21 protein-coding genes are annotated in these 25987 nt (G+C 62.8%); 14 read left to right on the top strand and 7 right to left on the bottom strand.

Going from position 1 to position 25987, the window contains the following annotated elements; genetic code table 11:
- Positions 1-14 precede the first annotated feature (14 nt).
- The 12 genes from B2V17_RS15845 to B2V17_RS15790 all read left to right on the top strand — a co-directional run bounded on the left by B2V17_RS15845 (position 15) and on the right by B2V17_RS15790 (position 15836).
- The gene (locus tag B2V17_RS15845; protein WP_292999378.1) at positions 15-1538 is read left to right on the top strand and encodes an acyl-CoA ligase (AMP-forming), exosortase A system-associated; all 1524 of its coding nucleotides are present in this window, start codon (positions 15-17) and stop codon (positions 1536-1538) included.
- Complete coding sequence (locus B2V17_RS15840; protein ID WP_292999376.1) at positions 1535-2761, top strand: pyridoxal-dependent decarboxylase, exosortase A system-associated; 1227 nt, start codon at positions 1535-1537, stop codon at positions 2759-2761. The genes B2V17_RS15845 and B2V17_RS15840 overlap by 4 nt, the downstream gene beginning before the upstream one ends.
- A gap of 176 nt (positions 2762-2937) precedes the next feature.
- A complete protein-coding gene (locus B2V17_RS15835) occupies positions 2938-3582 on the top strand; it encodes an XrtA/PEP-CTERM system exopolysaccharide export protein (protein WP_292999374.1) in 645 nt (214 codons plus the stop codon).
- A 25-nt stretch (positions 3583-3607) separates the two neighbouring features.
- A complete protein-coding gene (locus B2V17_RS15830) occupies positions 3608-5125 on the top strand; it encodes an XrtA system polysaccharide chain length determinant (RefSeq protein WP_292999372.1) in 1518 nt (505 codons plus the stop codon).
- Positions 5126-5135: 10 nt separating this feature from the next.
- Complete coding sequence (locus B2V17_RS15825; RefSeq protein WP_292999370.1) at positions 5136-6242, top strand: P-loop NTPase; 1107 nt, start codon at positions 5136-5138, stop codon at positions 6240-6242.
- A gap of 2 nt (positions 6243-6244) precedes the next feature.
- Positions 6245-7978, top strand: a complete 1734-nt coding sequence (locus B2V17_RS15820) for a preprotein translocase subunit YajC (RefSeq protein WP_292999368.1) — start codon at positions 6245-6247, stop codon at positions 7976-7978.
- 22 nt (positions 7979-8000) lie between these two features.
- Entirely contained in the window at positions 8001-9182 is a 1182-nt protein-coding gene (locus B2V17_RS15815; RefSeq protein WP_292999459.1) for an XrtA/PEP-CTERM system-associated ATPase, read from the top strand.
- A 19-nt stretch (positions 9183-9201) separates the two neighbouring features.
- Positions 9202-10074: an XrtA system polysaccharide deacetylase gene (locus tag B2V17_RS15810; RefSeq protein WP_292999366.1), complete on the top strand. Its 873-nt coding sequence runs from the start codon at positions 9202-9204 to the stop codon at positions 10072-10074.
- The gene (locus B2V17_RS15805) at positions 10071-11147 is read left to right on the top strand and encodes a FemAB family XrtA/PEP-CTERM system-associated protein (protein WP_292999364.1); all 1077 of its coding nucleotides are present in this window, start codon (positions 10071-10073) and stop codon (positions 11145-11147) included. Before B2V17_RS15810 ends, B2V17_RS15805 begins: the two co-directional genes overlap by 4 nt.
- Positions 11144-12385, top strand: a complete 1242-nt coding sequence (locus tag B2V17_RS15800; protein WP_292999362.1) for a TIGR03087 family PEP-CTERM/XrtA system glycosyltransferase — start codon at positions 11144-11146, stop codon at positions 12383-12385. The genes B2V17_RS15805 and B2V17_RS15800 overlap by 4 nt, the downstream gene beginning before the upstream one ends.
- Positions 12375-13931 (top strand): exosortase A, encoded by a 1557-nt coding sequence (gene xrtA, locus B2V17_RS15795; RefSeq protein ID WP_292999360.1) that lies wholly within the window; start codon positions 12375-12377, stop codon positions 13929-13931. The genes B2V17_RS15800 and xrtA overlap by 11 nt, the downstream gene beginning before the upstream one ends.
- A 12-nt stretch (positions 13932-13943) precedes the next feature.
- Positions 13944-15836 (top strand): XrtA/PEP-CTERM system amidotransferase, encoded by a 1893-nt coding sequence (locus tag B2V17_RS15790; RefSeq protein WP_292999358.1) that lies wholly within the window; start codon positions 13944-13946, stop codon positions 15834-15836.
- A gap of 471 nt (positions 15837-16307) precedes the next feature.
- On the opposite strand, the gene B2V17_RS15785 is transcribed toward B2V17_RS15790, so the two are convergent.
- Positions 16308-18611, bottom strand: coding sequence for an EAL domain-containing protein (locus tag B2V17_RS15785; protein WP_292999356.1), 2304 nt, complete (start codon positions 18609-18611; stop codon positions 16308-16310).
- Positions 18612-18917: 306 nt separating this feature from the next.
- On the opposite strand from B2V17_RS15785, the gene B2V17_RS15780 reads away from it, so the two are divergent.
- Positions 18918-21035 (top strand): TonB-dependent receptor, encoded by a 2118-nt coding sequence (locus tag B2V17_RS15780; RefSeq protein ID WP_292999355.1) that lies wholly within the window; start codon positions 18918-18920, stop codon positions 21033-21035.
- Positions 21036-21037: 2 nt separating this feature from the next.
- On the opposite strand, the gene zapE is transcribed toward B2V17_RS15780, so the two are convergent.
- The 6 genes from zapE to B2V17_RS15750 form a co-directional block, all read right to left on the bottom strand.
- Positions 21038-22150 (bottom strand): cell division protein ZapE, encoded by a 1113-nt coding sequence (gene zapE / locus B2V17_RS15775; RefSeq protein ID WP_292999353.1) that lies wholly within the window; start codon positions 22148-22150, stop codon positions 21038-21040.
- Positions 22147-22623: a PaaI family thioesterase gene (locus tag B2V17_RS15770; RefSeq protein ID WP_292999351.1), complete on the bottom strand. Its 477-nt coding sequence runs from the start codon at positions 22621-22623 to the stop codon at positions 22147-22149. Before B2V17_RS15770 ends, zapE begins: the two co-directional genes overlap by 4 nt.
- Complete coding sequence (locus B2V17_RS15765; protein ID WP_292999349.1) at positions 22620-23402, bottom strand: succinate dehydrogenase iron-sulfur subunit; 783 nt, start codon at positions 23400-23402, stop codon at positions 22620-22622. Before B2V17_RS15765 ends, B2V17_RS15770 begins: the two co-directional genes overlap by 4 nt.
- Positions 23403-23500: 98 nt before the next feature.
- Positions 23501-24025 (bottom strand): helix-turn-helix domain-containing protein, encoded by a 525-nt coding sequence (locus B2V17_RS15760; protein WP_292999347.1) that lies wholly within the window; start codon positions 24023-24025, stop codon positions 23501-23503.
- Positions 24026-24050: 25 nt separating this feature from the next.
- Positions 24051-24509 (bottom strand): hypothetical protein, encoded by a 459-nt coding sequence (locus B2V17_RS15755; RefSeq protein WP_292999345.1) that lies wholly within the window; start codon positions 24507-24509, stop codon positions 24051-24053.
- Between the two features lies 1 nt (position 24510).
- Positions 24511-25032, bottom strand: coding sequence for a helix-turn-helix domain-containing protein (locus B2V17_RS15750; protein ID WP_292999343.1), 522 nt, complete (start codon positions 25030-25032; stop codon positions 24511-24513).
- Between the two features lie 271 nt (positions 25033-25303).
- Between B2V17_RS15750 and B2V17_RS15745 the strand changes: the two genes are divergently transcribed.
- Positions 25304-25936, top strand: a complete 633-nt coding sequence (locus tag B2V17_RS15745) for a class I SAM-dependent methyltransferase (RefSeq protein WP_292999457.1) — start codon at positions 25304-25306, stop codon at positions 25934-25936.
- The last annotated feature ends 51 nt before the right edge of the window (positions 25937-25987 follow it).

Genomic DNA, 25987 nt, shown 5'->3' with positions numbered 1-25987 from the left:
AGCCTGTTTAACCCGTGTCTGCCCAGCAAAACCCAGCGATCCGGCCGCTTGACCACCTCGCGCTGCGCGGGGCGGACGATGCGGCTGCGCTGGTGCTGCGCGAAGGCTCTCTTAGCTACAAGGACTTAAGGGATCGTGTCGCCCGCTTGGCGGGTTGGCTCCGGGCGCAAGTCGGCGAGCCCGGCGCGCGGATTGCGACCTGGGCAGCCAAGGGTGAACTGACCTGCCTGATGCCGCTCGCCGCCGCACGGGCCGGGCTGGTCCATGTTCCGATCAACCCGCTGCTCAAGCGCGCGCAAGTTGCCCATATCCTTGCCGACAGCGGTTCGCGGATGCTGATCGCCACGTCTGCCCGGCTTTCCGCGCTGGAAGCTGGAGATGTCCCGCCAGACTGCCGGATGCTGGGGGAGGGCGAGGCGCTTCAGCTTGCCGTCGAGGCCGAACCGCTGGCGCCTAGTGACGGTAAACCCGATGCGCTGGCCGCGATCCTCTATACCAGCGGTTCGACCGGCAAACCCAAGGGCGTCATGCTCAGCCATGCCAACATGTGGCTGGGTGCCGATAGCGTCGCCACCTACCTTGGTCTCGCCGCTGACGATGTCACGCTGGCGGTGCTGCCGCTGTCATTCGACTATGGCCAGAACCAGCTGCTTTCGACCTGGTTCGCTGGCGGCAGTGTCGTTCCGCTCGATTATCTGGCCCCGCGAGATGTGATCAAGGCCGTCGAGCGACACGGGGTGACCACCCTGGCTGCGGTCCCGCCGCTGTGGGTGCAGCTGGCGGAGCTTGACTGGCCGCAGGATACTGCAGCCCAGTTGCGGCGCATGACCAATTCGGGCGGGGCGCTGACGGCTGACCTGGTCCGGCGTCTCCGCGGCCGATTTCCGCAAGCGCGGCTTTTCGCGATGTACGGCCTGACCGAGGCCTTCCGCTCGACCTTTCTCGATCCAGCGCTCATCGACAGCCATCCGACCTCGATGGGCAAGGCTATTCCGCATGCCGAAGTGCTGGTCATCAACGATCAGGGCGATCTCGCTGCCGATGGCGAAGAGGGTGAACTGGTTCACTGCGGGCCGCTGGTCGCGCAGGGTTACTGGCAGGACGCGGTGCGCACGGCCGAGCGGTTCAAGCCGGCTCCAAAGGCGTCGCATTATGGCGGTATGGCGGTCTGGTCAGGCGACCGGGTCCGGCGCGAGGCCGATGGCCTGCTCTATTTCGTCGGCCGCCGCGATGCGATGATCAAGAGCGCCGGAAACCGGATCAGCCCGCAGGAGATCGAGGAAGCTGCGCTGGCGACCGGTTTGGTGGCCGAAGCTGTCGCGCTCGGCGTACCCGATGTGCGGCTCGGACAGGCGGTACACCTGATCGTGCGGGCCGCGCCAGGAATTTCAGATGTCGCGCAAGAATTGCCACGCATCTTGCTGAAAGAACTGCCCAACTTCATGCAGCCTAAGATGATCCATTGGCGCGAAGCCATGCCGATTTCGCCCAATGGCAAGATCGATCGCACCGGGCTGTATCAGGAACTTGCCGCATGAAACCGCTAGGTCCGATCCCTTCCGGTTATGGCGTGATCGATGGCCAGCTGGCGATTGCCGGGCGCAAGGCCACCGACCTCGTGGCCGAAGCCGGCAGCACGCCGTTGTTCGTCTATTCGCGCCAGCACCTGGAACGCCGTGTGGCCGAACTGCGCGCCGCCATGCCGGAGCGGCTCGCGCTGCATTATGCGGTAAAAGCCAACCCGTTCGTGCCGGTTTTGCAGGCGATGGCCGGACTGGTCGATGGTTTCGACATAGCATCGGGCGGGGAACTGGGAATCGTCCAATCCGCCGGGATCGATCCGGCCCGGATCAGCTTCGCCGGGCCAGGCAAGCGGGTGGACGAACTGGAGGCGGCAATTGTCGCCGGTGCTACGATCAACCTTGAATCCGAAGGTGAATCAGTCCGGGCGCTCGAAGTCGGTTCGCGGCTTGGCATCGCGCCCCGCCTGGCGATACGGGTAAATCCGGATTTCGACCTCAAGGGTTCGGGCATGAAGATGGGCGGCGGCGCGAAGCAGTTCGGCGTCGATGCCGAGCGTGTGCCTGCCATGGCCCGTCAGGTGATTGCCAGCGGTGCCGAATGGCGCGGTTTTCATATCTTTGCGGGCAGCCAGGCCCTCGATGCCGCTGCAATCATCGAGACCCAGGCCCAGACCCTGCACCTGGCGGCGCGGCTCGCGGATGAGAGCGGCGCCGCGCTGCCGCACTGCAATCTCGGCGGGGGGTTCGGGATACCTTACTTCCCCGGTGATGCGCCGGTCGATCTGGCTGCAATCGGCTCGGCTTTGGGCGAGGCCTTTGCGGTGTTGCCGGACAGCCTGCGCGATACCGCCTTCTGCATTGAGCTTGGCCGCTATCTCGTCGGAGAATCAGGAGTTTACCTGACCCGCATCGTCGACCGGAAGCTGAGTCATGGTGAGGTCTTCCTGATCGTCGACGGCGGCCTGCATCACCAGCTTGCCGCCTCAGGCAACTTCGGCACCGTCGTGCGCCGCAACTATCCGGTCGCGATCGCCAGCCGCTTCGATGCGCCCACTGAGGAAGCGGCAAGCGTCGTTGGATGCCTCTGCACTCCGCTCGACCGCCTCGCCGACAAGGCCGGTTTTCCGCGCGCCGACGTGGGCGATCTCGTCGCGGTGTTCTGCGCCGGGGCCTATGGGGCCAGCGCCAGCCCGGCGCAGTTCCTCGGGCACGGTCCGGCGGCGGAAATTCTGGTTTAACCAAGCGCTTGTTGCCCGTCCCAATTCGGGACCGGCCCATTGTGAACATCGAATCTGCACATAGGGCTAACGCAATATTCACCCTTTTTTCCGATAGCGGAGGCTGATCTAGCCGGGTCGCTGGTCGGGAAGGGCATCCCCGATCGTCGGCGCGGCACCAAACAAGGGATTGCCCGATGCCGATCAACCGTTTCGCTCACCTGCTGGCCGGAAGCGCCATGCTCAGCTTGATGCTGACCGGCTGTGCCGGGTCCGCAAGCGGCCCGCAGCTGCCGCCGGCGTCGACCGTGCCGATGCAGGAAGGTCCGGGTGAAGACTATATCATCGGCCCGCTCGACGAGCTGACCATCTTCGTCTGGCGCAACCCAGAACTGGGCGCAAAGGTTCAAGTCCGGCCCGACGGACGGATCACCACGCCGCTGATCACCGACATGCCGGCCGTGGGCAAGACTCCCAAAATGCTGGCCGACGACATCACGCTGCAGCTCTCGCAATACATCCAGGACCCGCTGGTCTCGGTCATCGTCAACAAGTTTGCGGGCACCTTCAGCCAGCAGATCCGCGTTGTCGGCGCGTCCGAGAAGCCGGCCTCGCTGCCGTACCGGGCCAACATGACCCTGCTTGATGCGATGATCTCGGTCGGGGGGCTGAGCGAATATGCTGCCGGCAACCGCGCCAAGCTGATCCGGTTCGACAAGGAAACCGGCAAGCAGAAGGAATATTCGATCCGTCTGGGCGATCTGCTCAAGAAGGGCGACAGCAAGGCCAACGTCATGCTGATGCCCGGTGACGTGATCATCATCCCTGAAAGCTCGTTCTGAGGAAGGGGCAGGCCAGGGGCGCACGATGAACAACATTTTCGACGAGTTGCGCTCGGCGCTCTATTCGGTCTGGCACCGCAAGTGGCTGGCCCTGGGCGTTGCCTGGGGCGTTTGCCTGCTTGGCTGGCTGGTCGTGGGGATGATCCCCAACAGCTATGAATCCAAGGCCCGGATATTTGTGAAGCTGGAGGATGTTCTGTCGGATGTCACCGGGGTCCAGACCAGCAACAAGCGCGATATCGAACGGGTCCAGCAGACCCTGACCAGCGCTGTGAACCTGGAAAAGGTCATTCGCGGCACCCCGATCGGCGCCGACATCACCGATCCCAAGCAGATGGAAGGTGCCGTTCTGGGCCTCGGCAAGCGGATCAAGATCGAAAGCACCAAGGACAATCTGTTTGAGATCACTGCCAGCTATGGCGACGGAAGCAAGTCCGACGCAGCCAATGCCAAGATTGCCCAAGCCATCGCGCAAAAGTTGATTGACATTTTCCGCGAAGAGAACCTCGCCGGAAATCGCGGCGAAATGTCGACATCGCTCGATTTCATGGACCAGCAGCTGGCTCAGCGCCAAAAGGAGCTGGAAACCGCTGAGCAAAAGCGCCTGGCTTTTGAAGCGGCCAATCCGGCGCTGGCCAAAGGCGGCACTTCGCCGATCCAGCGGATCGAATCACTGCGCGCCGAACTGCGCGGGATCGATGCCGATCTGGCTGCGGCGCAAAGTGCACTGGCGGCGATGAACGGTCAGCTGGCCGGCACACCCAAATATCTCCCGATGTCCGGTCCGGCCGGCGGCGCGCGCGGTGCCCTGGCCGAGGCCCAGGCTCAGCTTAGCGGACTGCGGGCGCGTGGGCTTACGGAAAACCACCCTGACGTGATTGCCGCACGCAATCAGGTAAGCATGCTCAAGCAGGCTGCAGCCGGCGAAGGTGGCGGGGGCGGCATGCCGAACCCGGCCTATTCGTCGCTCGAATCAATCAAGGCCGAACGCCAGGCCAATGTTCAGGCTCTGAGCGCGCGGCGCGCATCGGTCCAGACCGAACTGACCCAGCTGACCGCGCAGCAGTTCACCAATCCGGAAGTGCTCGCCGAACAACAGCGGATCAACCGCGATTACGACGTGCTCAAGCAGCAGTACGACAAGCTGCTGCAGGATCGCGAAGAACTGCGTCTGCGCGGCCAGGTCGAAACCGAGCACAATTCGGTCAAGTTCCAGGTCATCGATCCGCCGACGACGCCGCGCAGCCCGATTGCTCCCAACCGTCCGCTGCTGCTGTTCGGCGTGCTGGTGCTCGGTCTGGGCGCGGGGGTCGCGGCTTCGTTCGCGGTGGGCCAACTGCGCTCGACATTTGCCACCACGGCCAAGCTTGAAAGAGCGATGGGTCTGCCGGTTCTGGGTGCGATCAGCGCCACTGTAACCGATGCCGGCAAGGCGTTGCGGCGCAAGCGCCTGAAGTATTTCTACGCCGGCACGGCTGCCCTGGGCGGGGTTTTCGTTGTGCTGCTGGCACTCGAAATTTTCGAACGCAGCATGGTGGCCTGAGGGGATCGCAATGACCGAACAGACGAAAATCCCCGTGCCTAACGAAGGCGAAGAGGCAAAAGGCCCGAGCCTGATCGAGCGGGTCGTGCGCAATTACGACCTGGTCCAGCTTTCGCCCGCTCCGATCCCGCAAGACCTCATTCCGCCGGTGGCCAAACGCCGCCGCTATCGCCGCGCCGATGAAGTGGTCGAAGATGCCGAAGTTTCTCCTGTTGCGGAAGTAACCACGCCGCGGCCGGATCCGGTTGCCGCCAAACCGGCGGCGGCCAAGCCCAAGCCTGCACCGGAACCCGCACCAGAAGTGGTCGAGCCGGAAGTGATCGCTCCGGTAACGGCCAAGGTCAATGTTCCTGCTCCGGTCGCGGTTCCCGTGCGGTTCCGCGGCGAAAAGCAGCCGATCAACCGCCAGCATCTGCGCGATCAGGGCCTGATTGTTCCCGAGGGAACGGTCACCGCGCTGCTCGAGGAAGTGCGCATCGTGAAGCGCCAGTTGCTCTACAACGCCAGCCAGCTCGGCCAACAAGGTATGGGCCCGGCTTCGCAGCGTATCCTGGTTTGCTCGCCGCACCCCGGTGAAGGCAAAAGCTATACCTCGGTCAATCTCGCGTTGGCGATCGCGGCCGAGAAGGAAAGCGAAGTGCTTCTGGTCGATGCCGACTTTGCCAAGCCTTCGGTCCTCTCGATGCTGGGCTTGCCTGGCGGTCCCGGACTGATGGACGCGCTGGCCAATCCGGATATCGATGCGGCCGAATGCGTGATCACCACTGATGTGCCGGGGCTGTGGGTGCTTCCGGCAGGCAATGCCACGACTTCGGACAGCGAGTTCCTGTCAAGTTCGCGCACCGCTGCCGTGCTAGACCGCCTTACACAAGGTGCGCCGCATCGGATCATCATCTTCGATTCTCCGCCCGCACTGGCTGCTTCGCCGGCGGCGGAGCTTGCAAAATATGTCGGACAGGCCGTGCTGGTGGCCCGCGCCGACCGTACTGGACAGGGTTCACTGGAAGACGCGGTTTCGCTGCTTTCCGCCTGTCCGAATATCCAGCTGCTTTTGAACGCCGTTCACTTCAGCCCAAGCGGTCGCCGCTTTGGGTCCTATTATGGATATGGGGGATGACCATGAGGTCGAAACTCTTCAAGACCGCCGCCTTCCTTGCAGTCGGCTTTGCTGCCGGCTTGCCTGCTCTGGCACACGCCCAGGAACTGCCTTATGGGGATGTCGGGGCATCGGGCGCTGCCGTCAACGATGGAGACAGCGAAGCTGACGACGGGGAAGACGTCGCTCCGCGCGCTGCAATCCGCACCAAGCGGGCCAATGTGGTGCCCTATATCGAGGTGCAGCAGATCGTCGCGGCCGAGCTTTCGCCAGGAGACGAGGTCCTGACCTACACGACGGTTGCGGCAGGGGTCGAAGCTAGCATGGCCGGGCGCAACAGCTCGGGTGCGGTTTCGCTGCGGTACGAACGCCGGATTGGCTATGGCAACAACCGCGTGCCCGATAGTGACGTGTTCAGCGGTGTCGCGCGCGGCAGCATCGCTATCGTGCCGCGCGCTCTGACCTTTGAGGCCGGCGCAATGGCCGCGCGGTTGAGCGTCGAAAACAACGGCGCGGCGGTTGCAGGACGCGAAGACAGATCTACCTCGCAGATCTATAGCATCTATGCCGGCCCGTCCGTTCACACCGATTTGGGTGACCTGTCGGTCGATGGCCATTATCGCTTTGGTTACAACCGGGTTGAATCACCCGATAGCCTGATCGTTGCCCCGGGCCAGAACCCGATCGACATCTATGACGAAGGCACTGTCCACAACGCCCAGCTTCACGCCGGGTTCAAGGCCGGAACTGTCCTGCCGGTGGGGCTTGGTGTCGGTGCGGGGTGGAACCGTGAAGATACGTCCAATCTCGACCAGCGGATCGATGACAAGCATGCCCGCGCCGATGTGAGCATTCCGATCTCTTCGGATCTCGCGCTGCTGGGCGGGGTTGGCTATGAAGACGTAAAGGTTTCGCATCGTGATGCGGTCCGCGATCCACTAACCGGTCAGGCGGTTATCGGCAGCGATGGCCGCTACGTCACAGACAAGAGCCAGCCGCGACAGATCGCCTACCAGGCTGATGGCCTGATCTGGGATGCCGGGGTCCTGTGGCGCCCCAGCAAGCGAACCGCGCTCGAAGCCCATGTAGGCCGCCGTTATGGCTCGACCAGCTATTATGGCAGCTTTGCCTATGCGCCCAATTCGAGGATGAGCCTCAATGTCTCGGTTTACGACAATGTTACCGGCTTTGGCGGCATGCTCAACAACCAGCTGGCCGGCTTGCCGACACAATTCGAAGGTGTCCGCAACCCACTAACCGGCGATCTCGGCACCTGCGTTGCCGCTACCGCTTCGGTCGGCTCGGGGCAGGGCACCTGCTTCGGTTCTGCGCTTGCCTCGGTCAATTCCGCCATGTTCCGCGGCCGCGGCGCGATGGGCAGCATCTCGGTGTCGGGCAACCGCCTCCAATATGGGCTGGGCGTTGGATATGACCGTCGCAAGTTCATTGCAGCGCCCGGTACGGTGCTTGCCGTTGCCAACGGCACGACTGACGAGACCCTGTGGATGGGGGCCTACCTCAACGGCCAGATCGACCGCAATTCCAGCTTTGGCACCAATGTCTGGGCCAGTTGGTACCAAAGCGGAGACTCTAACGCTGGCGATGTCTCTGCCTATGGCGCAACTGCGGCGTACTATCGCTCGCTGACCAGCCGTCTTTCGGCGACTGCGGCCGTGGGCGTGCAAGGCGCCGAGCGCGAACTGCTTGAAGACATCTGGTCCGCGCAGGCGATGGTCGGCGTTCGGTACTCGTTCTGAGCGGCACGGAAGGGAAATGATGATGTTCAACGACTATTATGGACTGACCGGCCGTCCGTTCCAGCTGACGCCCGATCCGACTTTCTATTTTGAAAGTCTGACGCACCGCAAGGCGCTGTCCTATCTCTCTTATGGTCTGGCGCAGGGCGAAGGCTTTGTGGTGATCACCGGTGAAGTCGGCGCAGGCAAGTCGACCCTCGTTGCGCACCTGATGGCGACGATCGATCCGGCCCGGCTGACCGCTGCGCAGATCGTCACCAGCAAGCTTGATGGCGAGGAACTGGTCCATGTTGTCGCGCAGGCTTTTGGCCTGATTGTCGACGGGCATGACAAGGCCTCGGCGCTCGGCGCGATCGAGGCGTTCCTGCATGACGAGGCCCGCTCCGGGCGGCGCTGCCTGCTGGTGGTCGACGAAAGCCAGAACCTGGGGATCGATGCGCTGGAAGAGCTGCGAATGCTTTCCAACTTCCAGCTTGGCGCGCACCCGCTGTTGCAGACCCTGCTGCTGGGCCAGCCGGAATTCCGCGACACGATCCAGGATCACCCGCAGCTTGAGCAATTGCGCCAGCGCGTGATCGCCGCGCACCACCTTGAGGCGATGGAGCTGGGCGAGGTACAGCCCTATATCGAGCACCGCCTCAAAGTGGTCGGGTGGACCGGCAATCCCAAGTTCGATCAGCGCGTCTTCACCGAACTGTTCGAGGCTTCGGGCGGCGTGCCGCGCCGGATCAACCAGATCTGCAACCGGCTGATGCTACTCGGCTCGGTCGAGCAGCGCAGCCGGATCGATGGGGCGATGCTCAGCCAGGTGCTTGAAGAGCTTGAGCTTGACGGCACCATGCAGCTCAAGCGGCCGACCCCGAAGGCCGAGCCGGTGGCTGTTGCCCCGATTGCCGAAGCTGTCCCAGCCGTGCCCGCGCCGCTTCCCGTCGATGTTGTCGCCATGGCCCAGCTGCAGGCGCTGCTGGCCGAACGCGATGCCCAGATTGCTGAACTGCAACAGGCCGTGATCGAACTTGCCAACGAGCGTGAGGCAATGCCGGCGATGCCGGCTCAGCCCGACGGCGGGGCACTGGCCGCGATCGAAGCCAAGCTTTCGGGAATCGAGACCAAGATGCTCGAGCAGGAACGCACGATCCGTCACACCCTGACCATGCTGATCGAGTGGATCGAGGCCGACGACGCCAGCCGCGCTGCGGCTTGATCGACTGGAGCGCGCCGCCATGGCACCCCCCGCTTTGGTCAATGGCCTGTCGGTCGACGTCGAGGACTGGTTTCAGGTCGGCGCATTCGAAGGCGTGATCGACCGCCAGAACTGGGACGGACTGACCGATCGGGTCGAGCGCAACTGCGACCTGATCCTGCAGATGTTCGCCGACGCGGACGTAAAGGCGACCTTCTTTACCCTTGGTTGGGTGGCGCAGCGTCATGGCACGCTGATGCGCCGGATCGTAGATGCCGGGCACGAATTGGCCAGCCACGGCTGGGACCACGAACGCGTATTCCGGTTCGACAAGGCCAGCTTCGCCGCCGATCTTGAACGCAGCCGCAAAGTTCTGGAAGATACCTCGGGCCAGCGCATCACCGGCTATCGCGCACCGAGCTTCTCGATCGATAGCCGCACGCCCTGGGCCTATATGGCGCTGGTCGAGCAGGGGTTCGAATATTCATCCTCAGTCGCGCCGATCACGCATGACCACTACGGCTGGCGCGAAGCCCCGCGCTTTGCCTTCAAACCATTGCCATGGTCAGACCTGGTCGAGATCCCGGTCACCACAGCGCATTTCGCGGGCAAGCGGCTTGCGGCCGGGGGCGGGGGCTTTTTTCGCGTGCTGCCCTATGCCTTTTCGCGCTGGGCGATCCGTCAGGTCAACACGGTCGATGAGCGTCCGGCGGTGTTCTATTTCCATCCGTGGGAAATCGATCCCGAGCAGCCTCGGGTGCCTAATGCCTCGCTCAAATCGCGGGTCAGGCATTACACCAATCTCAGCGTTATGAGCGACAAGCTGCGCCAACTGGTCCAGGACTTTGCCTGGGGCCGGATGGACTTGCTCGCGCACCGTGAGGCAGCCCGCGCGGTGGAGCTGGCGGCGTGAACGCACCGTTCCGTCCAGCTGCGCTCGCCCTGCGCGAAGCGGACCTGCGCGATCCGGGCGAACTGGCCCGGCTTGAGCGGCTTGTCGCTGAACATCCGGAAGGCTCGCCTTTCCATCGCCCGGCCTGGCTTGTTGCCGTGGCGCGGGGGACGGGCAACAGGGCGGTCGCACTGGTGGCAGAGCAGGGCGGCGACCTTGCCGCCTTCCTGCCCCTGATCGAAGCCCATTCGCCGTTGTTCGGGCGGGTCATCGTCTCAAGCGGGTTTGCCGTCGGCGGCGGAATTCTGGCCATCGATGAACGCGCCGGGCGCGAATTGCTCGGGGCGCTGGAGGAGCTGGCGCTGCGCCGATCCTGCCCCTCGGCCGAGCTGCGTGGGGGGCTGCTGCCCAAGGCCAGGGCAGGCTGGTCGATCCGGAAGGATTCGCACTGCAACTTCGCGGCCGACCTGGCTGCCGACGACGAAGCCCAGCTGACCTGGATCCCGCGCAAGCAACGCGCTGAAGTCCGCAAGGGACTGGCCAACGACTTGACGATCGAGATCGGCTGCGGGGCTGGAGATCGCGCGGCGCACTATGCGGTCTATGCCGAAAGCGTCCGCAACTTGGGCACGCCGGTGTTCCCCAAGTCCCTTTTCCACTCAGTGCTCGATGCATTCGGCGATGATGCCGATATTCTGACCGTGCGGCACCAGGGTCGCCCGGTGGCCAGTGTGCTGTCGCTTTATCACAAGGGTGCGGTCATGCCGTATTGGGGTGGGGGCACCTGGGAGGCCCGGCGGCTGCGCGCCAACGACCGGATGTACTACGAACTGATGCTCCACGCCCGCCGGCGCGGCTGCACCCGGTTCGATTTCGGCCGCTCCAAGACCGGCAGCGGCCCCTATGATTTCAAGCGCAACTGGGGTTTCGAGCCCGAGCCGCTGAGCTACGCCAGCTGGACTGCTCCGGGCGCGGCACCGCGCGATGCCGATCCGACCAGTGCCGGCAATTCGGCCAAGATCGAATTGTGGAAGCGGCTGCCCCTGCCGATCGCCAACCTGATTGGCCCCCATGTAGCCCGGGGGCTGGCGTGAGTGGCGAGATCCTGTTCCTGGCGCACCGGATGCCGTTTCCGCCGGACCGGGGGGACAAGATCCGTTCGAGCCATGTGCTGAAGCATCTGGCGGCACTCGGCCCGGTCCATGCCGCGACCTTCGCAGAAAACGAGGCCGACCTTGCGCAGGAACCTCAGCTCGAAGTGCTCTGCGCCAGCCACTTGCTGGTGCGCCGCCGCAAACCCTTGCCGCTCGCGGGTGCCGAAGCCCTGCTGCGCCGCCAGCCGGTCAGCCTGACGGCATTTCACAGCCCCGCAATCCGGGCCTATGTCGACAAGGTGCTGCAGGAACGGCCGATTGCGGCGATTTATGTGTTCTCCGGCCAGATGGGGCAATATGTCCCCGATTGGTTCGACGGACCGGTGATCCTCGATTTCGTCGACGTCGATTCTGCCAAGTTCGATGCCTATGGCGCCTCCGGCTCCGGGCCGAGGGCTTGGATCGACGCGCGCGAAGGGCGCTTGCTCGCGGCCGAGGAAGCTCGTCTGGCGCGCCGGGCCCGGCACAGCCTGTTCGTTTCGGCAGAGGAAGCTGCCCTGTTCCAGTCGCGCCTCTCGGGTCCAGATCGGAACCCCTGCGACATTCGCGCCTTGCGCAACGGGATTGATTGCGCTGTCTTCGATCCGGCGTCAGTCGCGCCGGAACTGGCGCTGACCGAGCTTCCCGCGCCGCGCCTGATCTTCACCGGGCAGATGGACTATGCCCCCAACATCGCCGCTGCCGAGCGCGCGATCACCCGGCTGATGCCGGCAATCCGGGCCGAACTGCCCGAAGCGAGCTTCCATGTCGTCGGGCGCAATCCGCCCGCAGCGATGAAGGCCCTGCACCGACAGAATGGGTGCCACGTCTGGGGCGAGGTTGCCGACATCCGGACTTGGCTGCGCGGTGCGGACATCGCGCTGGTGCCGCTGGAGATCGCGCGCGGGGTCCAGAACAAGGTGCTGGAAGCCATGGCGATGGAACTGCCGGTCGTGCTGACCTCCGGTGCCGCGACGGGCATCGGTGCACGCGATGGCGAGCACCTCTCGATCATCGACAGCGATGCCGAACTGGTTGGCCGGGTGGTCGAGCTGGCAAGGGATCCGGGCAAGGCCACATCATTGGGACATTCGGCGCGGCGATATGTAGCGGATACGCTCAGCTGGCCGGCCACGCTGGCACCGCTTGAGGCCCTGATTTTCGGCTCTGCACAAGGTCAACCGCGCCATGCCGCCTGAAGCGGTCCTGTCCTCTCCTGTCGCGGAGCAGTTCGAGGTGCCGCAGGTCTGGCGTTCGGCCGGCTTGCGACTCGGCCTCGTCTGGCTTGCGCTGATCGCGCTGTTTGCCGGCGATTGGTTGGCGATGGCGCGGCAGTGGTGGGACAGTTCGACTTACAACCACATTCTACTCGTCCCGCCGATCATCGCCTGGCTGGTCTGGCAGCGCTGGCCCGAAGTGCGTGAGGTTGCGCCCCGTCCGTCGCGCTGGGGGCTGGTCCCGCTTGCCATGGCAGTGTTCGGTTGGGTGCTTGGCACCTTTGCCGGGTTCGACCTGCTGCGGCAGGCCGGTGCAGTGGCGATGCTGCCGTCAACCGCGTTGCTGCTGCTTGGCCCGCGATCCTGCGCGGCACTGCTTTTCCCGCTCTGCTACATGGGCTTCCTAGTACCCTTTGGCGACGAACTGGTTCCGCCGTTGCAGACCATCACCGCCATGCTGACGATCTTTCTTGTCGGGGTCAGCGGCATTCCGGCGGTGATCGAGGGCGTGTTCATCGATACCCCGGCCGGATTGTTCGAGGTCGCCGAAGCCTGTTCGGGCGTGAAGTTTTTGATCGCGATGATCGCCCTCGGCGTGCTTGTCGGCAACATAGGATTCCGGAGCTGGAAACGCCGGGCTGCGTTCCTGGCGCTGTGCGTGGTGGTTCCGATCATCGCCAATGGAATTCGTGCCTGGGGAACCATTTTCGCCGCGCAGCACGTAGGGATCGAGAAGGCGGCCGGAATCGACCATTTGATCTATGGCTGGGTCTTCTTCGCTGTCGTCATCGCGGCAGTGTTGGGCGTCTCATGGAAATTCTTTGATCGTTCTCGAGACGAGCCGATGATCGATCCTGCTGCCATTAACGCAAGTTTGGCATTGGGCCACTGGGAAGGGCATGCATTCGCTCCGGCCAAGGCCGTGATTGCTGCGGCGGCCTTGATCGTTGCCGGCATGGGTTGGTCTTACGCCGCGCAGCAGATTACCGCGCCGATGCCGCGCGCGGTAGATCTCCCGCAAGTCGCTGGGTGGCAGAGGGTGGATTTTGGCCCCGCCGCACCTTGGGAACCGCGCGCGGTTGGCGCGGACCACCGCCTGCTAGGCACCTACGCCAATGCCGCCGGGCAGAAGGTCGACGTGTTCTATGCGCTCTATGCCGCGCAGTCCGAAGGGCGCGAAGCCGGCGGGTTCGGGCAGGGCGCCCTAATCCCCGACGGCACCTGGTCGTGGTCCAGCAATGTTGCTGCGCCCGCAGGCGGCAAGGGCGAAGTGCTGGTCCACAAGAGCGCGACCGAGCGACTGGCCCACACCTGGTACCGCACGGATACCCTGCTGACTGGCAGCAATGCCCGGCTCAAGCTGGCCAACATTGCTGACCGGCTGTTCCTGCGCGCTCGGCCGACTGCGGTCCTGATCCTTTCCTCCGAACGCGAAGCCGGACGCGATCCGACCGTGGCGCTGCGGTCATTCGAGAGTGCCGTGGGCGAAATTGGGCCGTGGATGGACCGCATCGGCGAACAACGCTAAGCGCTGCGGCCAATGTGCGGAATCGCTGGCATTTTTCATCTCTCGACGCCCAAGCCGGTTGATCCGGCGCGGATCGAGCGGATGTGCGCAGCGATGGCGCACCGCGGACCGGACGGGCAGGGCACCTGGACCGCCCCTGGGGTCGGCCTGGGCCACCTGCGCCTTTCGATCATTGATATCGCCGGATCGCCGCAGCCGATGGCGTCGACCGACGGCCGCGCGATGCTGGTCTTCAATGGCGAGATCTACAACTTCCGCGAACTGCGCGAAGAACTGCGCGCCCATGGGGCGGAGTTCCATACCGACGGCGACAGCGAGGTTATCCTCGCAGCTTGGCAACGCTGGGGCCCGGCGTGCCTGCCGCGCTTGCACGGCATGTTCGCTTTCGCGATCTACGATCTGGGGCAGCGGACCCTGTTCCTGGCGCGCGACCGGCTGGGGGTGAAGCCGCTGTTCTATGCCCCGCTCAGCGATGGCAGCCTGGCTTTCGCCTCCGAGCTCAAGGGCCTGACCGCGCATCCGCTGCTGCGGCGTGATATCGATCCGCTGGCGATCGACGACTACCTCGCCTGGGGTTATGTGCCAGATCATCGCTCGATCCTGGCCGGGGTGCACAAGCTTCCGGCAGGGCATTCGCTGCTGCTGCGCCACGATGCCCCGTTGCCCGCGCCCAGCCAGTGGTGGGACATTTCCTTTGCCGACCGCCGCCAGGGCCGGACCGCCGACCTTGAGGCTGAGCTGCTGCACCTGCTGCGCCAGGCGGTGACCAGTCGGATGGTATCGGACGTGCCGCTGGGCGCGTTCCTGTCGGGCGGAGTGGATAGCTCATCGGTTGTCGCGCTGATGGCGGAGGCGAGCAGCAACCCGGTCAAGACCTGCTCGATCGGTTTCGATGTCAGCCAGCACGACGAAACCAGTTACGCTGCCATGGTGGCCCAGCGTTTTTCGACCGATCACCGCGCGCGGCAGGTTTCGCCCGATGACTTCGAACACGTCGATGAACTGGCGGCGATGTTCGACGAGCCCTTCGCCGATGCCTCGGCCCTGCCGACCTGGCGGGTCTGCCAACTGGCGCGTGAGACGGTGACAGTAGCCCTGTCCGGCGACGGTGCCGACGAGGCCTTCGCTGGTTATCGCCGGCACAAGTTCCAGCACGCCGAAGATCGCTTGCGCTCGTTCCTGCCGCAGGCACTGCGTGGCCCGGTGTTTGGCGGGCTTGGCGCGATCTATCCCAAGGCCGACTGGGCCCCGCGTCCGCTGCGGGCCAAGGCCACGCTGCTGTCGCTCGCGGCCAGCAGCGAGGCCGGTTATGCCCGCGCGGTCGGGATCGTGCCGCCGGAACTGCGTGCCATGCTTTACACCCCCGACTATGCCCGGCTGCGCGGCGATTACCGCGCGGAACAGGCCTGGGAAGACGCAATGCGCCGGGCACCGGCCCGTTCGGGGCTGGACCGGGCCCAATATGCCGATCTCAAGTTCTGGCTTCCGGGCGATATCCTGACCAAGGTTGATCGCACTTCGATGGCGGTCAGCCTGGAGGCGCGCGAGCCACTGCTTGACCACCGGCTGCTCGAATTCGCTGCCAGCCTGCCGGAGCGGCTGCGCCTGCAGCGCGGCGAGGGCAAGTGGCTTCTCAAGAAAACGATGCGGCGCTACCTGCCCGACGATATCCTGTACCGGCAGAAGCAGGGTTTCGTCCTGCCGATCTCGAACTGGTTCCGTGGGCCGTTGGCATCAAGCGCGCGGGCCATCGCCTCCAGCTCTGCACTGGCGCGGACCGGTTGGCTGGATGCGGGCAGGATTGGATCGCTGGCCGAGGACCACATCAGCGGACGCTCGGATCACGGGCGGCTGTTGTGGCAACTGCTGATGCTGGATCGCTCGCTCGGCACATTGCGGATTTAGTGATCCACTCAAATTCAGCCGAAACGAAAACGGCCTCGACTTTCATCGAGGCCGTTTCAAAAATCTGTTGCTGAAATCAGCTGCGGCCGAACCAGCTGCGCAGCGACTCATAAATGCTCCAAGTCATGCCCATTCTCCTGCAGTGAGAGCAGCCCAAAGAGGATGCTTCAACCCTTAGGATAACGGATTCTTAACCAATTGCAACAGGGCGATATTAACCAAGTCGAATCGCGATGCGCGTTCAAAGTATTGAAATTCATACCATACTGCGAAAATGCACCACCGGATGGATCCGAAGTGGTCTGAAGGGGCGGGTTGGCGGCAAGAAATGGACGCACCGCGATAGCTATAGCGCCAGGTGATTCGGAGGTGCACTTTCGCCGGTTCAAATCGAACGATGGCTATGTTGCAACGGTTGCCAAGGCTAAGGTGAATAGGCCTGAATTTGCCCCACGCAAAGGCGAAGAAGGCCTAGGCCGCTTTGGTCTGTGCGGTTGCTTCTAGCAGTGTCGCGAGTGCATCGACTCGCATCGGTTTGGCCAGATAGTACCCTTGGGCATAGTCACACCCGATCGAACGGAGAATTTCCAGCGTTTCCGGATCTTCGATACCTTCGGCAATCACGCGCCGACCCAGGCCGTGGGCCAGTTCGATGGTCGATTCGACCAACAGCATGTCGCTGGCGTTGGTCACCATGCCGCTCACGAAGCGGCGGTCGATCTTGATCTCCTGGCACGGAACCGTCCGCAGGTACTCGAGCGTTGCATTCCCGGTGCCGTAATCGTCGATCGAAAGATCGATCCCGATCGCGGCGATGCCGGCTAGGTTCTGCGCAATTATCGTGTGCGCGCTGAACGGCGCGGATTCGGTCACTTCCAGGGTCAGGTTGCTCGCCGGGAACCCGGTCAGGATGAGGACGCGGGCGATTTCAGCCGGAAGCTGTGGTTGTTCGAGCAAGCTCGCTGAAATGTTGACGCTGAGCCGGAAGTGCGGATTCAAGCCGAGCATCGGCTTGGCCGCGCGGGTCGCCTGCTCGAGGATGTGGAAGGTGAGCCGGCTGATCCGGTTATGCGATTCAGCCGGCAACACGAATGCTTCCGGCGAAATCGCACCACGAACAGGATGCTGCCAGCGCACCAGGGCTTCGGCGCCGCAAATCGTATCGTCTGCCAGATTGTACTGCGGCTGATAGGCAATCCAGATATCGCCCGCATCGATTGCGGCATCGAGCTCGCTCATCAGCGAAAGCTCCCAGGCCACGTCTTCGTCATTGGCGCTGGAGTTGAACTGAACCAGCTGGTGCTTTGAGGCTGCGGTGTCGGCTGCCAGCAATGCCCCGCCGATCCGGTTCGAAACCGGGCGTGCCAGCTCTACATCGACACCAAAAGCAATGTGGATGTCGAGTTTGCGGCCGCGGATTTGGAACTGGCTCTCGACCAGGCGGGCAAGGCCGGCCAGATGGTCCTCAAGCTCGGTCAAGGACAACTGCGGACCGAGCCAATAGAGCACGTCCTCGGCCTGATAGAAGGTCGTAATGACATTGGGTAGCGTCAAGCGCCGGGCGAGCTCATTGATAAGCTCGTCTTCGACCCCCGTCTGGAAACTGGCACAGATCGCGGCATAGTTGCGAATGCGCATGGCGATGATCGGGTTTGCTGATGCAAGCGGCTCTTCCCTCAGCGCGGCAAGATTGGGCAGCAGCGATCCGGCATTCTTGAGCCGCGCTTCGGAGATTTCGCGCAGGCTTGCAGTCCGGTAAGTGACAAGGCCAAACATCAGGAAAGCCGCCAGATAGTCTGCCTTGATCAGAAGGCTGTCGAGCAGGAGCGGGGCTGCAGCAGCCAGCAGGACAGCAACGACAACGATTGCTGCCCCCTTTTTCCGGCTTCGCTCCCTGACTATCGCAAGCGCAAGAAGGGCTGCGACAAGCATGGGCGGAATCCATCCGATATCCAGCGGTGCACCTTCTTTGAGCGTCTGTGCACCCACAGCGTGAACATAGACACCGGGAATCCAGCCCTGCCCGAATACATAGGCAAAGTCATTGGTTTGGGCGGTTACACCAACGATAACGTCCTTGCCGCGAAGCTCATCTGGCGAAACCTTGCCATCAACAATATCGAGGACGCTTATTGTTGGCACGGAGCTCGCTGTAATTGACCAGTCGGGCAGAAACAGCCGACCATGCTGCCCATGCCTGTTGGCAATATCGGACGCAATGGAGGGCGCAGTCTTGCCCTCGAATTGGTCGCTGTAATACAATTCCGCCGTGAGCGAAGCCGGGTTGCGATCCCCAGTCAGCGAACGAACAGTCGTAACCCCAGCAAACATGGGATGCGGCCAGACCGGTTCCAAGGTTCCGCCCTTGCCATTTGGAGCCAGGAATGCGCCGGTAAAAACCCGACCCTTGTTGCGAGCAAGGGCCGCGGCAAAGGCGCGGTCACCTGCAGCATCGATTGGTTTTGAAAAAACCTCGTCGAAATAGGCGCGCTTAGCACCGGCTTTGAAGACCTGATCAAGAAGCTTTGCGTTGTATTCGCGTGAGTAATAGTCAGAACCGAATGCCTGAATCGTCTTCAAGTCTATCGCAGCAACTACCACGGATTGGTCGGCGGGCCGGGCCCGGACTTGGTTCCTGACCCCGCGGAACACGCCCTCAAGCGGAAGTGCCAGATCAATTGCCGCAATGAAGACGCAGATCAGCAGCGTCCAGACGTAGATCCTGGTTCGTGTTGTACGCTTCTTTGCGGCAGTTGTCCGGCGGAACGGCCACATCAGGCGAGATCCCCCGTGAATCGGCATTCGCAGAACATGGGGACGATGAAAATCAACGCCTTAAGCGTGTATGGCTCAAGGCGGATTGCGGGCGCGCTGTGATGCAATCCCTTCATCATTCGGACGGATTAGGCGCAATATGGTAATTTTTCGTTAGTGCTAACGCCGGGTTTAGATCCGCGAGCTCTGTCGGTGAGGCGAGTCGAGGCGAAGGCGCGGCGGATCGCAAGCCGATCCGTAATGAGATATTGTAACAGCCCAACAGGGCGGTTAAGGGAGCGGTGCAACTCAGTCATCGGATCCTGAATGATTTCCCGCTTCTGCGTCTCCATTTCCGCCATAACGATTGCCCTGGCCGCCACGGCTCCCACTGTCGCCGTCGCTCGGGAGGCCGATCAAGTCGACTACCACGACAGCGCGAACGAAGAGATTGTAGTGACGGCCATGCGCCGCGCTTCGGCGCAGGATTCGGTTTCCGGCGTCGCCGTCGTCCAGGCTGAGCAACTGGTAGCCAACGCCCGGCCGGGGCTGGGCGACAGCCTGACGCATACTCCCGGCGTTTCCGCAACCTCGTTCGGTCCCTCGGCTTCCCGACCGGTTCTGCGCGGCCTGCAAGGCGAACGGGTCAGGGTGCTTTCCAACGGAATCGGCTCGATCGACGTATCGAACACCTCGGTCGATCATGCCCCGGTGGTCAACCCGCTGCTGGCCCAGCGGATCGAAGTGCTGCGCGGTCCACAATCGCTGCTTTACGGATCATCGGCCAGCGGCGGGGTGGTCAATGTGATCGACCGGCGCATTCCTAGCCAGGTTCCTGACGAGCCGATCCACCTGTCGGCGATGGCCGGCTATGGCAGCGCCGCCAAGGAGCGGATGGGCGCGATGTCTGCTGAAGTGCCGCTCGGCGGTAACTGGGTCGGCCACGTCGATGGATCATGGCTCAAGACCGACGATCTTCGGATCGGAGGCTACGCGCTGACCCCGGCACTACGGGCGAAGGCGACCGCCTCAAGCCTGCTGCCGCCCGATCCCGAAGCCGATCCCGAAATCGATTTCGCCGCCAATGCCGCGCTCAAAGGCATCTTGCCGAATACCGCGAACGAGACCTGGACCGCCGGGGCTGGGGTGGCTTACGTTACCGACGGCGGCAACATCGGTGTCGCCTACAGCCACTATGACAGCCTCTATGGCGTGCCGATCCGTTTCGCGACCGCACCGGGTGAGGGCCAGGAAGCCCCGCGGATCAAGCTGCGGCAAGACCGGATCGATGCCCGGGCCGAACTGGAATCCGGCGGATCGCTCATCGAAAAACTCGCCTTCCGCTATGCCTATGGCGATTACGTCCATTCCGAAATCGAACCGGACGGCGGCATCGGAACGACGTTCTTCAGCAAGGGCATGGAGGGGCGGCTTGAGCTGGTTCAGGCCGATCGCGGCGGCTGGAAGGGCGTGACCGGCTCCCAATTGGTCATCCGTGATTTCAACGTTGTCGGCGCTGAAGCCTTTCTGCCCAAGAACAGCACCGAGCAGATTGGCTTCTTCACGCTGCAGCAGTTCGAAAGCGGCCCGTGGCTGCTGGAAGCCGGGGCGCGGTACGAGCATACCCAGCAGACGGCCAAGCCGGATCTCTCCCATCCGCAATTTTTCACCGGATCAAAGCGGTTCGAAACCTTTTCCGGCGCCTTGGGCGGCGCCTACGATTTCGCCGAGGGCTGGAAGCTGGCCTTCAACGTTGCCCATACCGAGCGCGCACCTTCGGCAGAGGAACTGTTTGCCAACGGCCCGCATGCCGGCACATCAGCTTTCGAGATCGGCGATCCAGACCTCAAGGTCGAACGGGTCTGGTCGGCCGAAGCAATCGTCCGTGGCCATGTCGACGGGCTGAAGTTCGAAGCCTCGGTGTTCCACAACTGGTACAGCAACTTCGTTTATGACGACCGGACCGGTGTGATCGAAGACGGGCTGCCGGTTTTCGAGATGCGTCAAGCCAATGCCCGGCTCTATGGTTTCGAAGCCCAGGCAGATGTGACCCTGGCCAAGCCTGGCCCCTGGAACATCGATGCGACGGCGTTGATCGATTACGTTCGCTCTGAAATCGTCGGTGTAGGCGCTGCGCCGCGCATACCGCCGCTACGGGTCATGGGCGGGCTCAGCGCCAAATCGCCGCATCTCGACCTTTCGGTCGAGGCAGAGCATGTCTTTGCCCAGAACCGTATCGCCGCGTTTGAAACCGCCACGCAGGCTTATACCATGGTCAACCTTTCGGCGATCTGGCGGCCGACTGGCGACGATGGGCCGCTCAGCATCCTGCTGTCGGCGAACAACCTGTTCAATGTCGATGCGCGGCGTCACGCGTCCTACCTGAAAGACTATGCACCGCTGGCCGGACGCGACCTCCGCGTTACCGTGCGGCTTGAGATCTAGGCCTAGGCCTCGCCGTGACCGGCGGCGAGGTACTCGGCGCTTTGCATTTCCATCAGCCGGCTGACGGTGCGCTCGAATTCGAACGCGCCGTCGCCGGCGGTATAGAGCTGGTCCGGCTCTGCCGCAGCGGTGGCGAACAGCTTGACCTTGTTCTCGTACAGCGCGTCGATCAGCGTCACAAAGCGGGCCGCTTCATTGCGGTTTTCCGGCCCCATCTGCGGAATGCCGACGACGATCACGGTGTGATAAGCCTGCGCGATCGCCAGGTAGTCGGGCGCGCCGCGGGCTTCGGCGCACAGCCGCTTGAAGCTGAAGACGGCGACACCCTTCAGGCTTTTTGGAACGTGAAGGATTCGCCCGCCACCGAGGTCCAGATCGGCCGAGGGAACATGGGCGCTGTCTTCCGGCGGATAGTCGGTCAGCCGGAAGAACGCCTCCCGCACTTGCGCAGTGGCGGCGTCACCCAGGGGGGTGTGCCACGTATCGATCCCCGCGAGCCGTTCGAGCCGGTAGTCGAACGGGCCGTTGAGCGCCATGACGTCAAGGTCCTGCTCGATCAGGGCGATGAACGGCAGGAAATGCTCGCGGTTGAGCCCGTCCTTGTAGAGCTGGTTCGGCGCCCGGTTGCTGGTCGTGACGATGACCAGGCCATGGTCGCGGATCAGGGCGGTGAACAGCCGGCTCATGATCATTGCATCGGCCGAATTGTTCACGACCATTTCGTCGAAGGCCAGAACCCTCAGCCCGGTGGCAATTGCTGCGGCAACCGGCGGGATCGGGTCGCCGGTTTCGCTCTTGCGGGCCTCGCGCAGCCGGGCGTGAACCTCGATCATGAAGGCGTGGAAGTGGACCCGGCGCTTCTCCGGAACTTCGAGGCACTGGTGAAACAGGTCCATCAGCATCGACTTGCCGCGGCCGACCCCGCCCCACAGGTAGAGCCCGCGCGGCGCTGGAGCCTTCTTTCCGAACAGTTTTCCGAGCAGCCCCGGCGACGAAGCGGACTCCAGTTGCTGCTGCAAGGCATCGAGCCGCTCCGCTGCGGCGAGCTGTTCAGGATCGGCGCGCAGCTCGCCAGCCTCGACCAGCTGCGCATAACGATCGGAAATCCGGGTCATCGCGGCCCGGTGGGCTTGCGGATCGTTCCCGAGAATGCCGCGACCAGGTGACCATCGCCCTGTTCCACCACGCCGCGCAGGAAAACCAGTCGCCGGGTTTCCTTCAGCACTTCGGTTACCGCATCGCAGGGAATGCCCGGCTTGCCTGCGCCGATGAACTGGACGTTGAGATCAAGCGTGACCGCAGTCCCCGCCTCGATAATCCCCAGCATCCGCGAACAGGCGAACAGCGCGATGTCGACCAGCGCCATCACCGTTCCGCCGTGGATGTTGTTGCCCAGGTTGGTGTGGCGGTGTTCGGGGAACATCCGCAGCCGCGCCTTGCCGTCAGGATCTGCGCGGACCAACAGCTTGGGAAACATCCAGCTGTTGAAGCGGGTCGAATCGATCAGCTGCCAGGTGTGCCAACCGGGATTCTCGGGATCGGGCTCACTCCGGAACCCGCGATCATCGCCGTAACCCGTCTCGCTCAAACGTGGCGCTCCGCCTGCAGCTTCTTGATCTCGGCTATCGCGCGGGCCGGGCTCAGGCCCTTGGGGCAGACGTTGGCGCAGTTCATGATCGTGTGGCAGCGATAAAGTCGGAACGGATCCTCCAACTCGTCAAGCCGTTCGCCGGTCATCTCGTCGCGGCTGTCGGCTAGCCAGCGATAGGCCTGGAGCAGGATCGCCGGACCAAGGAACTTGTCGCTGTTCCACCAATAGCTCGGGCAGCTGGTCGAGCAGCAGGCGCACAGGATGCATTCGTAGAGCCCGTCAAGCTTCTCGCGCTGTTCGGGGCTTTGCAGCCGCTCTTTGCCCGAGGGCGTGGTGCTGACGGTCTGCAGCCAGGGCCGGATCGAAGCGTACTGGGCATAGAAGTGGGTAAAATCGGGGACCAGGTCCTTCACCACTTCCATGGCCGGGAGCGGGGTGATCCGAACATCGCCGGAGAGGTCTTCGATCGCGGTGGTGCAGGCGAGGCCGTTGCGGCCGTTCATGTTCATCGCGCAGGATCCGCAGATCCCCTCGCGGCATGACCGGCGGAAGGTCAGCGTCGGGTCCATGTCCGACTTGATCTTGATCAGCGCGTCGAGAACCATCGGTCCGCACTTGTCGAGATCGATCTCGAAAACGTCGTAGTGCGGGTTCTCGCCGCTGTCGGGATCGTAGCGATAGACCGTGAACTTCTTGACCCGTCCGACACCTTCAGCCTTGTGGTGCGTGCCCTTGCCGCTGATCTTGCTGTTAGCGGGGAGAGTGAAGCTTGCCATGACAGTCCCTGTTTTTCGGTGGCGTGGTACCGCCCTTTGCGGCCCTCTCTAGCGATTCATCGCGCAGGGGCAAGCAGCCCCGAGGGGAAAATGAATGGTCATCCGCCCACCGGCCCCAAGAAATTGGTCACAGCAAAGGCGATCGCAAGCGAAGCGCCAACAATTGCCGCGATCATGCCAAAGCGAACAAGGGCTGTGGCGCGATCATCGCGCCACAGCCAAGTATCGTCCGGTTGGAAGAAAACTGCGGTCAGTCGCGACCCATCCCCTTTGTCCGGCTCCGCCAAGCGCGACCCGTCGGACCCGGAAGGAGGGATACTTTCCGCAAGTCCTTCTTTGCTAAATCGGTCCGCATTGGGAAGGTGAATTTTCTGCCATGTTGGCAAAGACTCTTCTAAATTCAAATCATTAGGTGAATACTTCTGCCTGTAAAGGCGGGCCAGTTCACCCCGAGGAAGCCCGCCGAGGCGAGCTCTGACCATTTCGATACGCTGATTTACCGCGCTTTCCGATATGCCCAAGCGAGCCGCAATTTCCTTGCTGGTGCGGTTATCTGCAACTAGCGCCAAAACGTCGCGTTGCTTCTTGGTTAGCTGCGGCATGGGTTTGGCGCCGTGGGTCATTAGATTCCCTTTTCGCCCGGTAAGGCTAGCCTAGTGGATCGCTCGGAGCAATGCCTGCGGTTTGCCCACGGAGCCTGGTGTAACCTAGCAGCGCGATTCCTGATGCAATCGTCAATCCGCTAGCCAGGGCCCAACTTGTGAGTGCAATAGCGCGGCGGACGGTGCCGGCCATACCAAGGCCAAACAGATCGAGCAGGCCACCCAATGCTGCGATCAAGGCGAGGGAGCCTATAACGATTGGTAACCAGCGGTCATGATAATCGACCAGCCGCACCAGCAAGACCAGCGCTCCAAGCTCGGCAACGGTCAAGGTGACCAGCGGGCCTAGGTATGCCGGCAAGGCGCTGGCCTCGACGGCAAACCAGGCGGCAGTCGGCAGAATCAAAGCCGCGTTGCAGTCGCAGTGGAGCAAGCAGCGATGTTTGAGGCAGACTACACAAGCGATCACGTTCAATACGAACAGGAGAGCAAAAGCCGCGCCCATTTTAGCTGCCGTGACCTTGGCCGAGCATATCGAGCAGGCTATGGCTGACAACGATCAGTAGTAGGGCCAGACTGACGACCCCCACGGCAATCAAGACTACAGCGGCATGGCGCCACTGCTTGCCTTCGCTTCCGCGCATCAAAAGGGGAAAAGTGGAGGGTTGCAACTCGCCGTCGGCCTCGTCACCAGGTGCGTTGAAGACTTCGGCACCCTCCGACGACAACTGCTGGTCGAATTCGCTCTCGGCCTGAAGATGGATTGCATTACCTGTAAGAGAATTACTGGTTGGAATCGTGAATATCAGGGCGTTGGTGTCGCGGTAGAGGCGGGCAATGCTAGCCCGGGACATCCCTCCCAGGCGCTGCCTGATCACCTCGATCCGTTGGTTGACCGCGCTTTCCGAAATGCTCAATTTTCTGGCGATTTCCTTGCTGGTCATGCCTTCCGCAACCAGCAACAGCACTTCGCGCTGCTTGTCGGTCAAGCTATCGAGCAGGGCAGTCTGTTTCAGCAGTTCTGACATTTCTCGGCAGACTAGCTGCAATTGGGGCTGGTATCAAATATGTATATCCTAGGGCCCGCGCGAGAGGGGATTACGAACGTCAATTGACTTCCGACTGCGGGGCTATTTGGTCAACGCTTGACTGGGACGATCTGGAAAAGTGGTTCGCGTACTCGCTGCCGGGCCGTGGCGGGCCGTCAGGAGGGCCTTGCATTGTTGGTTATCTTGGCGCTTCCCCTGACGCGCGTTTGTGCCATCATGGCTGCACACGGGCAGAGGAGGGCAAGCGGCCATGGGTTTTGGAAACTGGTATGACGAAAATGTCGTTCCGCGGCTCATCCAGTGCGCCTGTTCGTCTCCGGCGGTGTCGGCGCTGCGAGATAAAGTCGTCCCGCTAGCGAGCGGAAAGGTGTTTGAAATCGGCTGCGGTGGTGGTCTCAATCATGAGTTCTATGATTTAGGTAAGGTTACGTCCTTTTCGGGCATGGATCCTTCCGCCAAGGGACTCCAATATGCCCGCGAGGCTGTCGCCAAAAAGGGCTGGGCCGCCGATGTCAGGCAAGGGTACGGCGAAGCGATCCCGTTCGAAGACGAAAGTTTCGATTGCGTCGTTTGCACCTTCACGTTGTGTTCGGTTGGTGATCAGGCGCAGACTTTGAGAGAACTGCGCCGAATTCTGCGCCCAGGCGGGCGGCTGCTCTATGCCGAGCATGGTAGCGCACCCGATCAGCGTGTCCGCAATTGGCAAGGGCGGATCGAGCCGGTCTGGAAGCGGCTCGCTGGTGGGTGCCATCTGACGCGTCCGGTCAGCAGTGCAATTTCGGCGGCAGGATTTGCACCGCTGCAGACAGGCGAGCGTTATGCCCCCAAGACCCCCCGCTGGGCGGGGTGGATGGAATGGGGTGAGGCGGCAAAGGCCGGATAGAGAAGCATTACAGTGATCGGGTGCCAGGTGATCGGCAGCCCGAGGGCGGCC

It is taken from the genome of Novosphingobium sp. UBA6272, assembly GCF_002440635.1.
Taxonomy (GTDB): Bacteria; Pseudomonadota; Alphaproteobacteria; order Sphingomonadales; family Sphingomonadaceae; genus Novosphingobium.
This window is presented reverse-complemented; position numbering and strand designations above follow the sequence as displayed.

Bases quoted from the DNA above. Each gene is read 5' to 3' on its own strand.
- B2V17_RS15785 (WP_292999356.1), bottom strand. From the start codon at position 18,611: ATGTGGCCGTTCCGCCGGACAACTGCCGCAAAGAAGCGTACAACACGA.
- B2V17_RS15830 (WP_292999372.1), top strand. From the start codon at position 3,608: ATGAACAACATTTTCGACGAGTTGCGCTCGGCGCTCTATTCGGTCTGG.
- B2V17_RS15825 (WP_292999370.1), top strand. From the start codon at position 5,136: ATGACCGAACAGACGAAAATCCCCGTGCCTAACGAAGGCGAAGAGGCA.
- B2V17_RS15750 (WP_292999343.1), bottom strand. From the start codon at position 25,032: ATGTCAGAACTGCTGAAACAGACTGCCCTGCTCGATAGCTTGACCGAC.
- B2V17_RS15815 (WP_292999459.1), top strand. From the start codon at position 8,001: ATGTTCAACGACTATTATGGACTGACCGGCCGTCCGTTCCAGCTGACG.
- B2V17_RS15780 (WP_292999355.1), top strand. From the start codon at position 18,918: ATGATTTCCCGCTTCTGCGTCTCCATTTCCGCCATAACGATTGCCCTG.
- B2V17_RS15765 (WP_292999349.1), bottom strand. From the start codon at position 23,402: ATGGCAAGCTTCACTCTCCCCGCTAACAGCAAGATCAGCGGCAAGGGC.
- B2V17_RS15820 (WP_292999368.1), top strand. From the start codon at position 6,245: ATGAGGTCGAAACTCTTCAAGACCGCCGCCTTCCTTGCAGTCGGCTTT.
- B2V17_RS15790 (WP_292999358.1), top strand. From the start codon at position 13,944: ATGTGCGGAATCGCTGGCATTTTTCATCTCTCGACGCCCAAGCCGGTT.
- xrtA (WP_292999360.1), top strand. From the start codon at position 12,375: ATGCCGCCTGAAGCGGTCCTGTCCTCTCCTGTCGCGGAGCAGTTCGAG.
- B2V17_RS15840 (WP_292999376.1), top strand. From the start codon at position 1,535: ATGAAACCGCTAGGTCCGATCCCTTCCGGTTATGGCGTGATCGATGGC.
- B2V17_RS15755 (WP_292999345.1), bottom strand. From the start codon at position 24,509: ATGGGCGCGGCTTTTGCTCTCCTGTTCGTATTGAACGTGATCGCTTGT.
- B2V17_RS15835 (WP_292999374.1), top strand. From the start codon at position 2,938: ATGCCGATCAACCGTTTCGCTCACCTGCTGGCCGGAAGCGCCATGCTC.
- B2V17_RS15745 (WP_292999457.1), top strand. From the start codon at position 25,304: ATGGGTTTTGGAAACTGGTATGACGAAAATGTCGTTCCGCGGCTCATC.
- B2V17_RS15760 (WP_292999347.1), bottom strand. From the start codon at position 24,025: ATGACCCACGGCGCCAAACCCATGCCGCAGCTAACCAAGAAGCAACGC.
- B2V17_RS15810 (WP_292999366.1), top strand. From the start codon at position 9,202: ATGGCACCCCCCGCTTTGGTCAATGGCCTGTCGGTCGACGTCGAGGAC.
- zapE (WP_292999353.1), bottom strand. From the start codon at position 22,150: ATGACCCGGATTTCCGATCGTTATGCGCAGCTGGTCGAGGCTGGCGAG.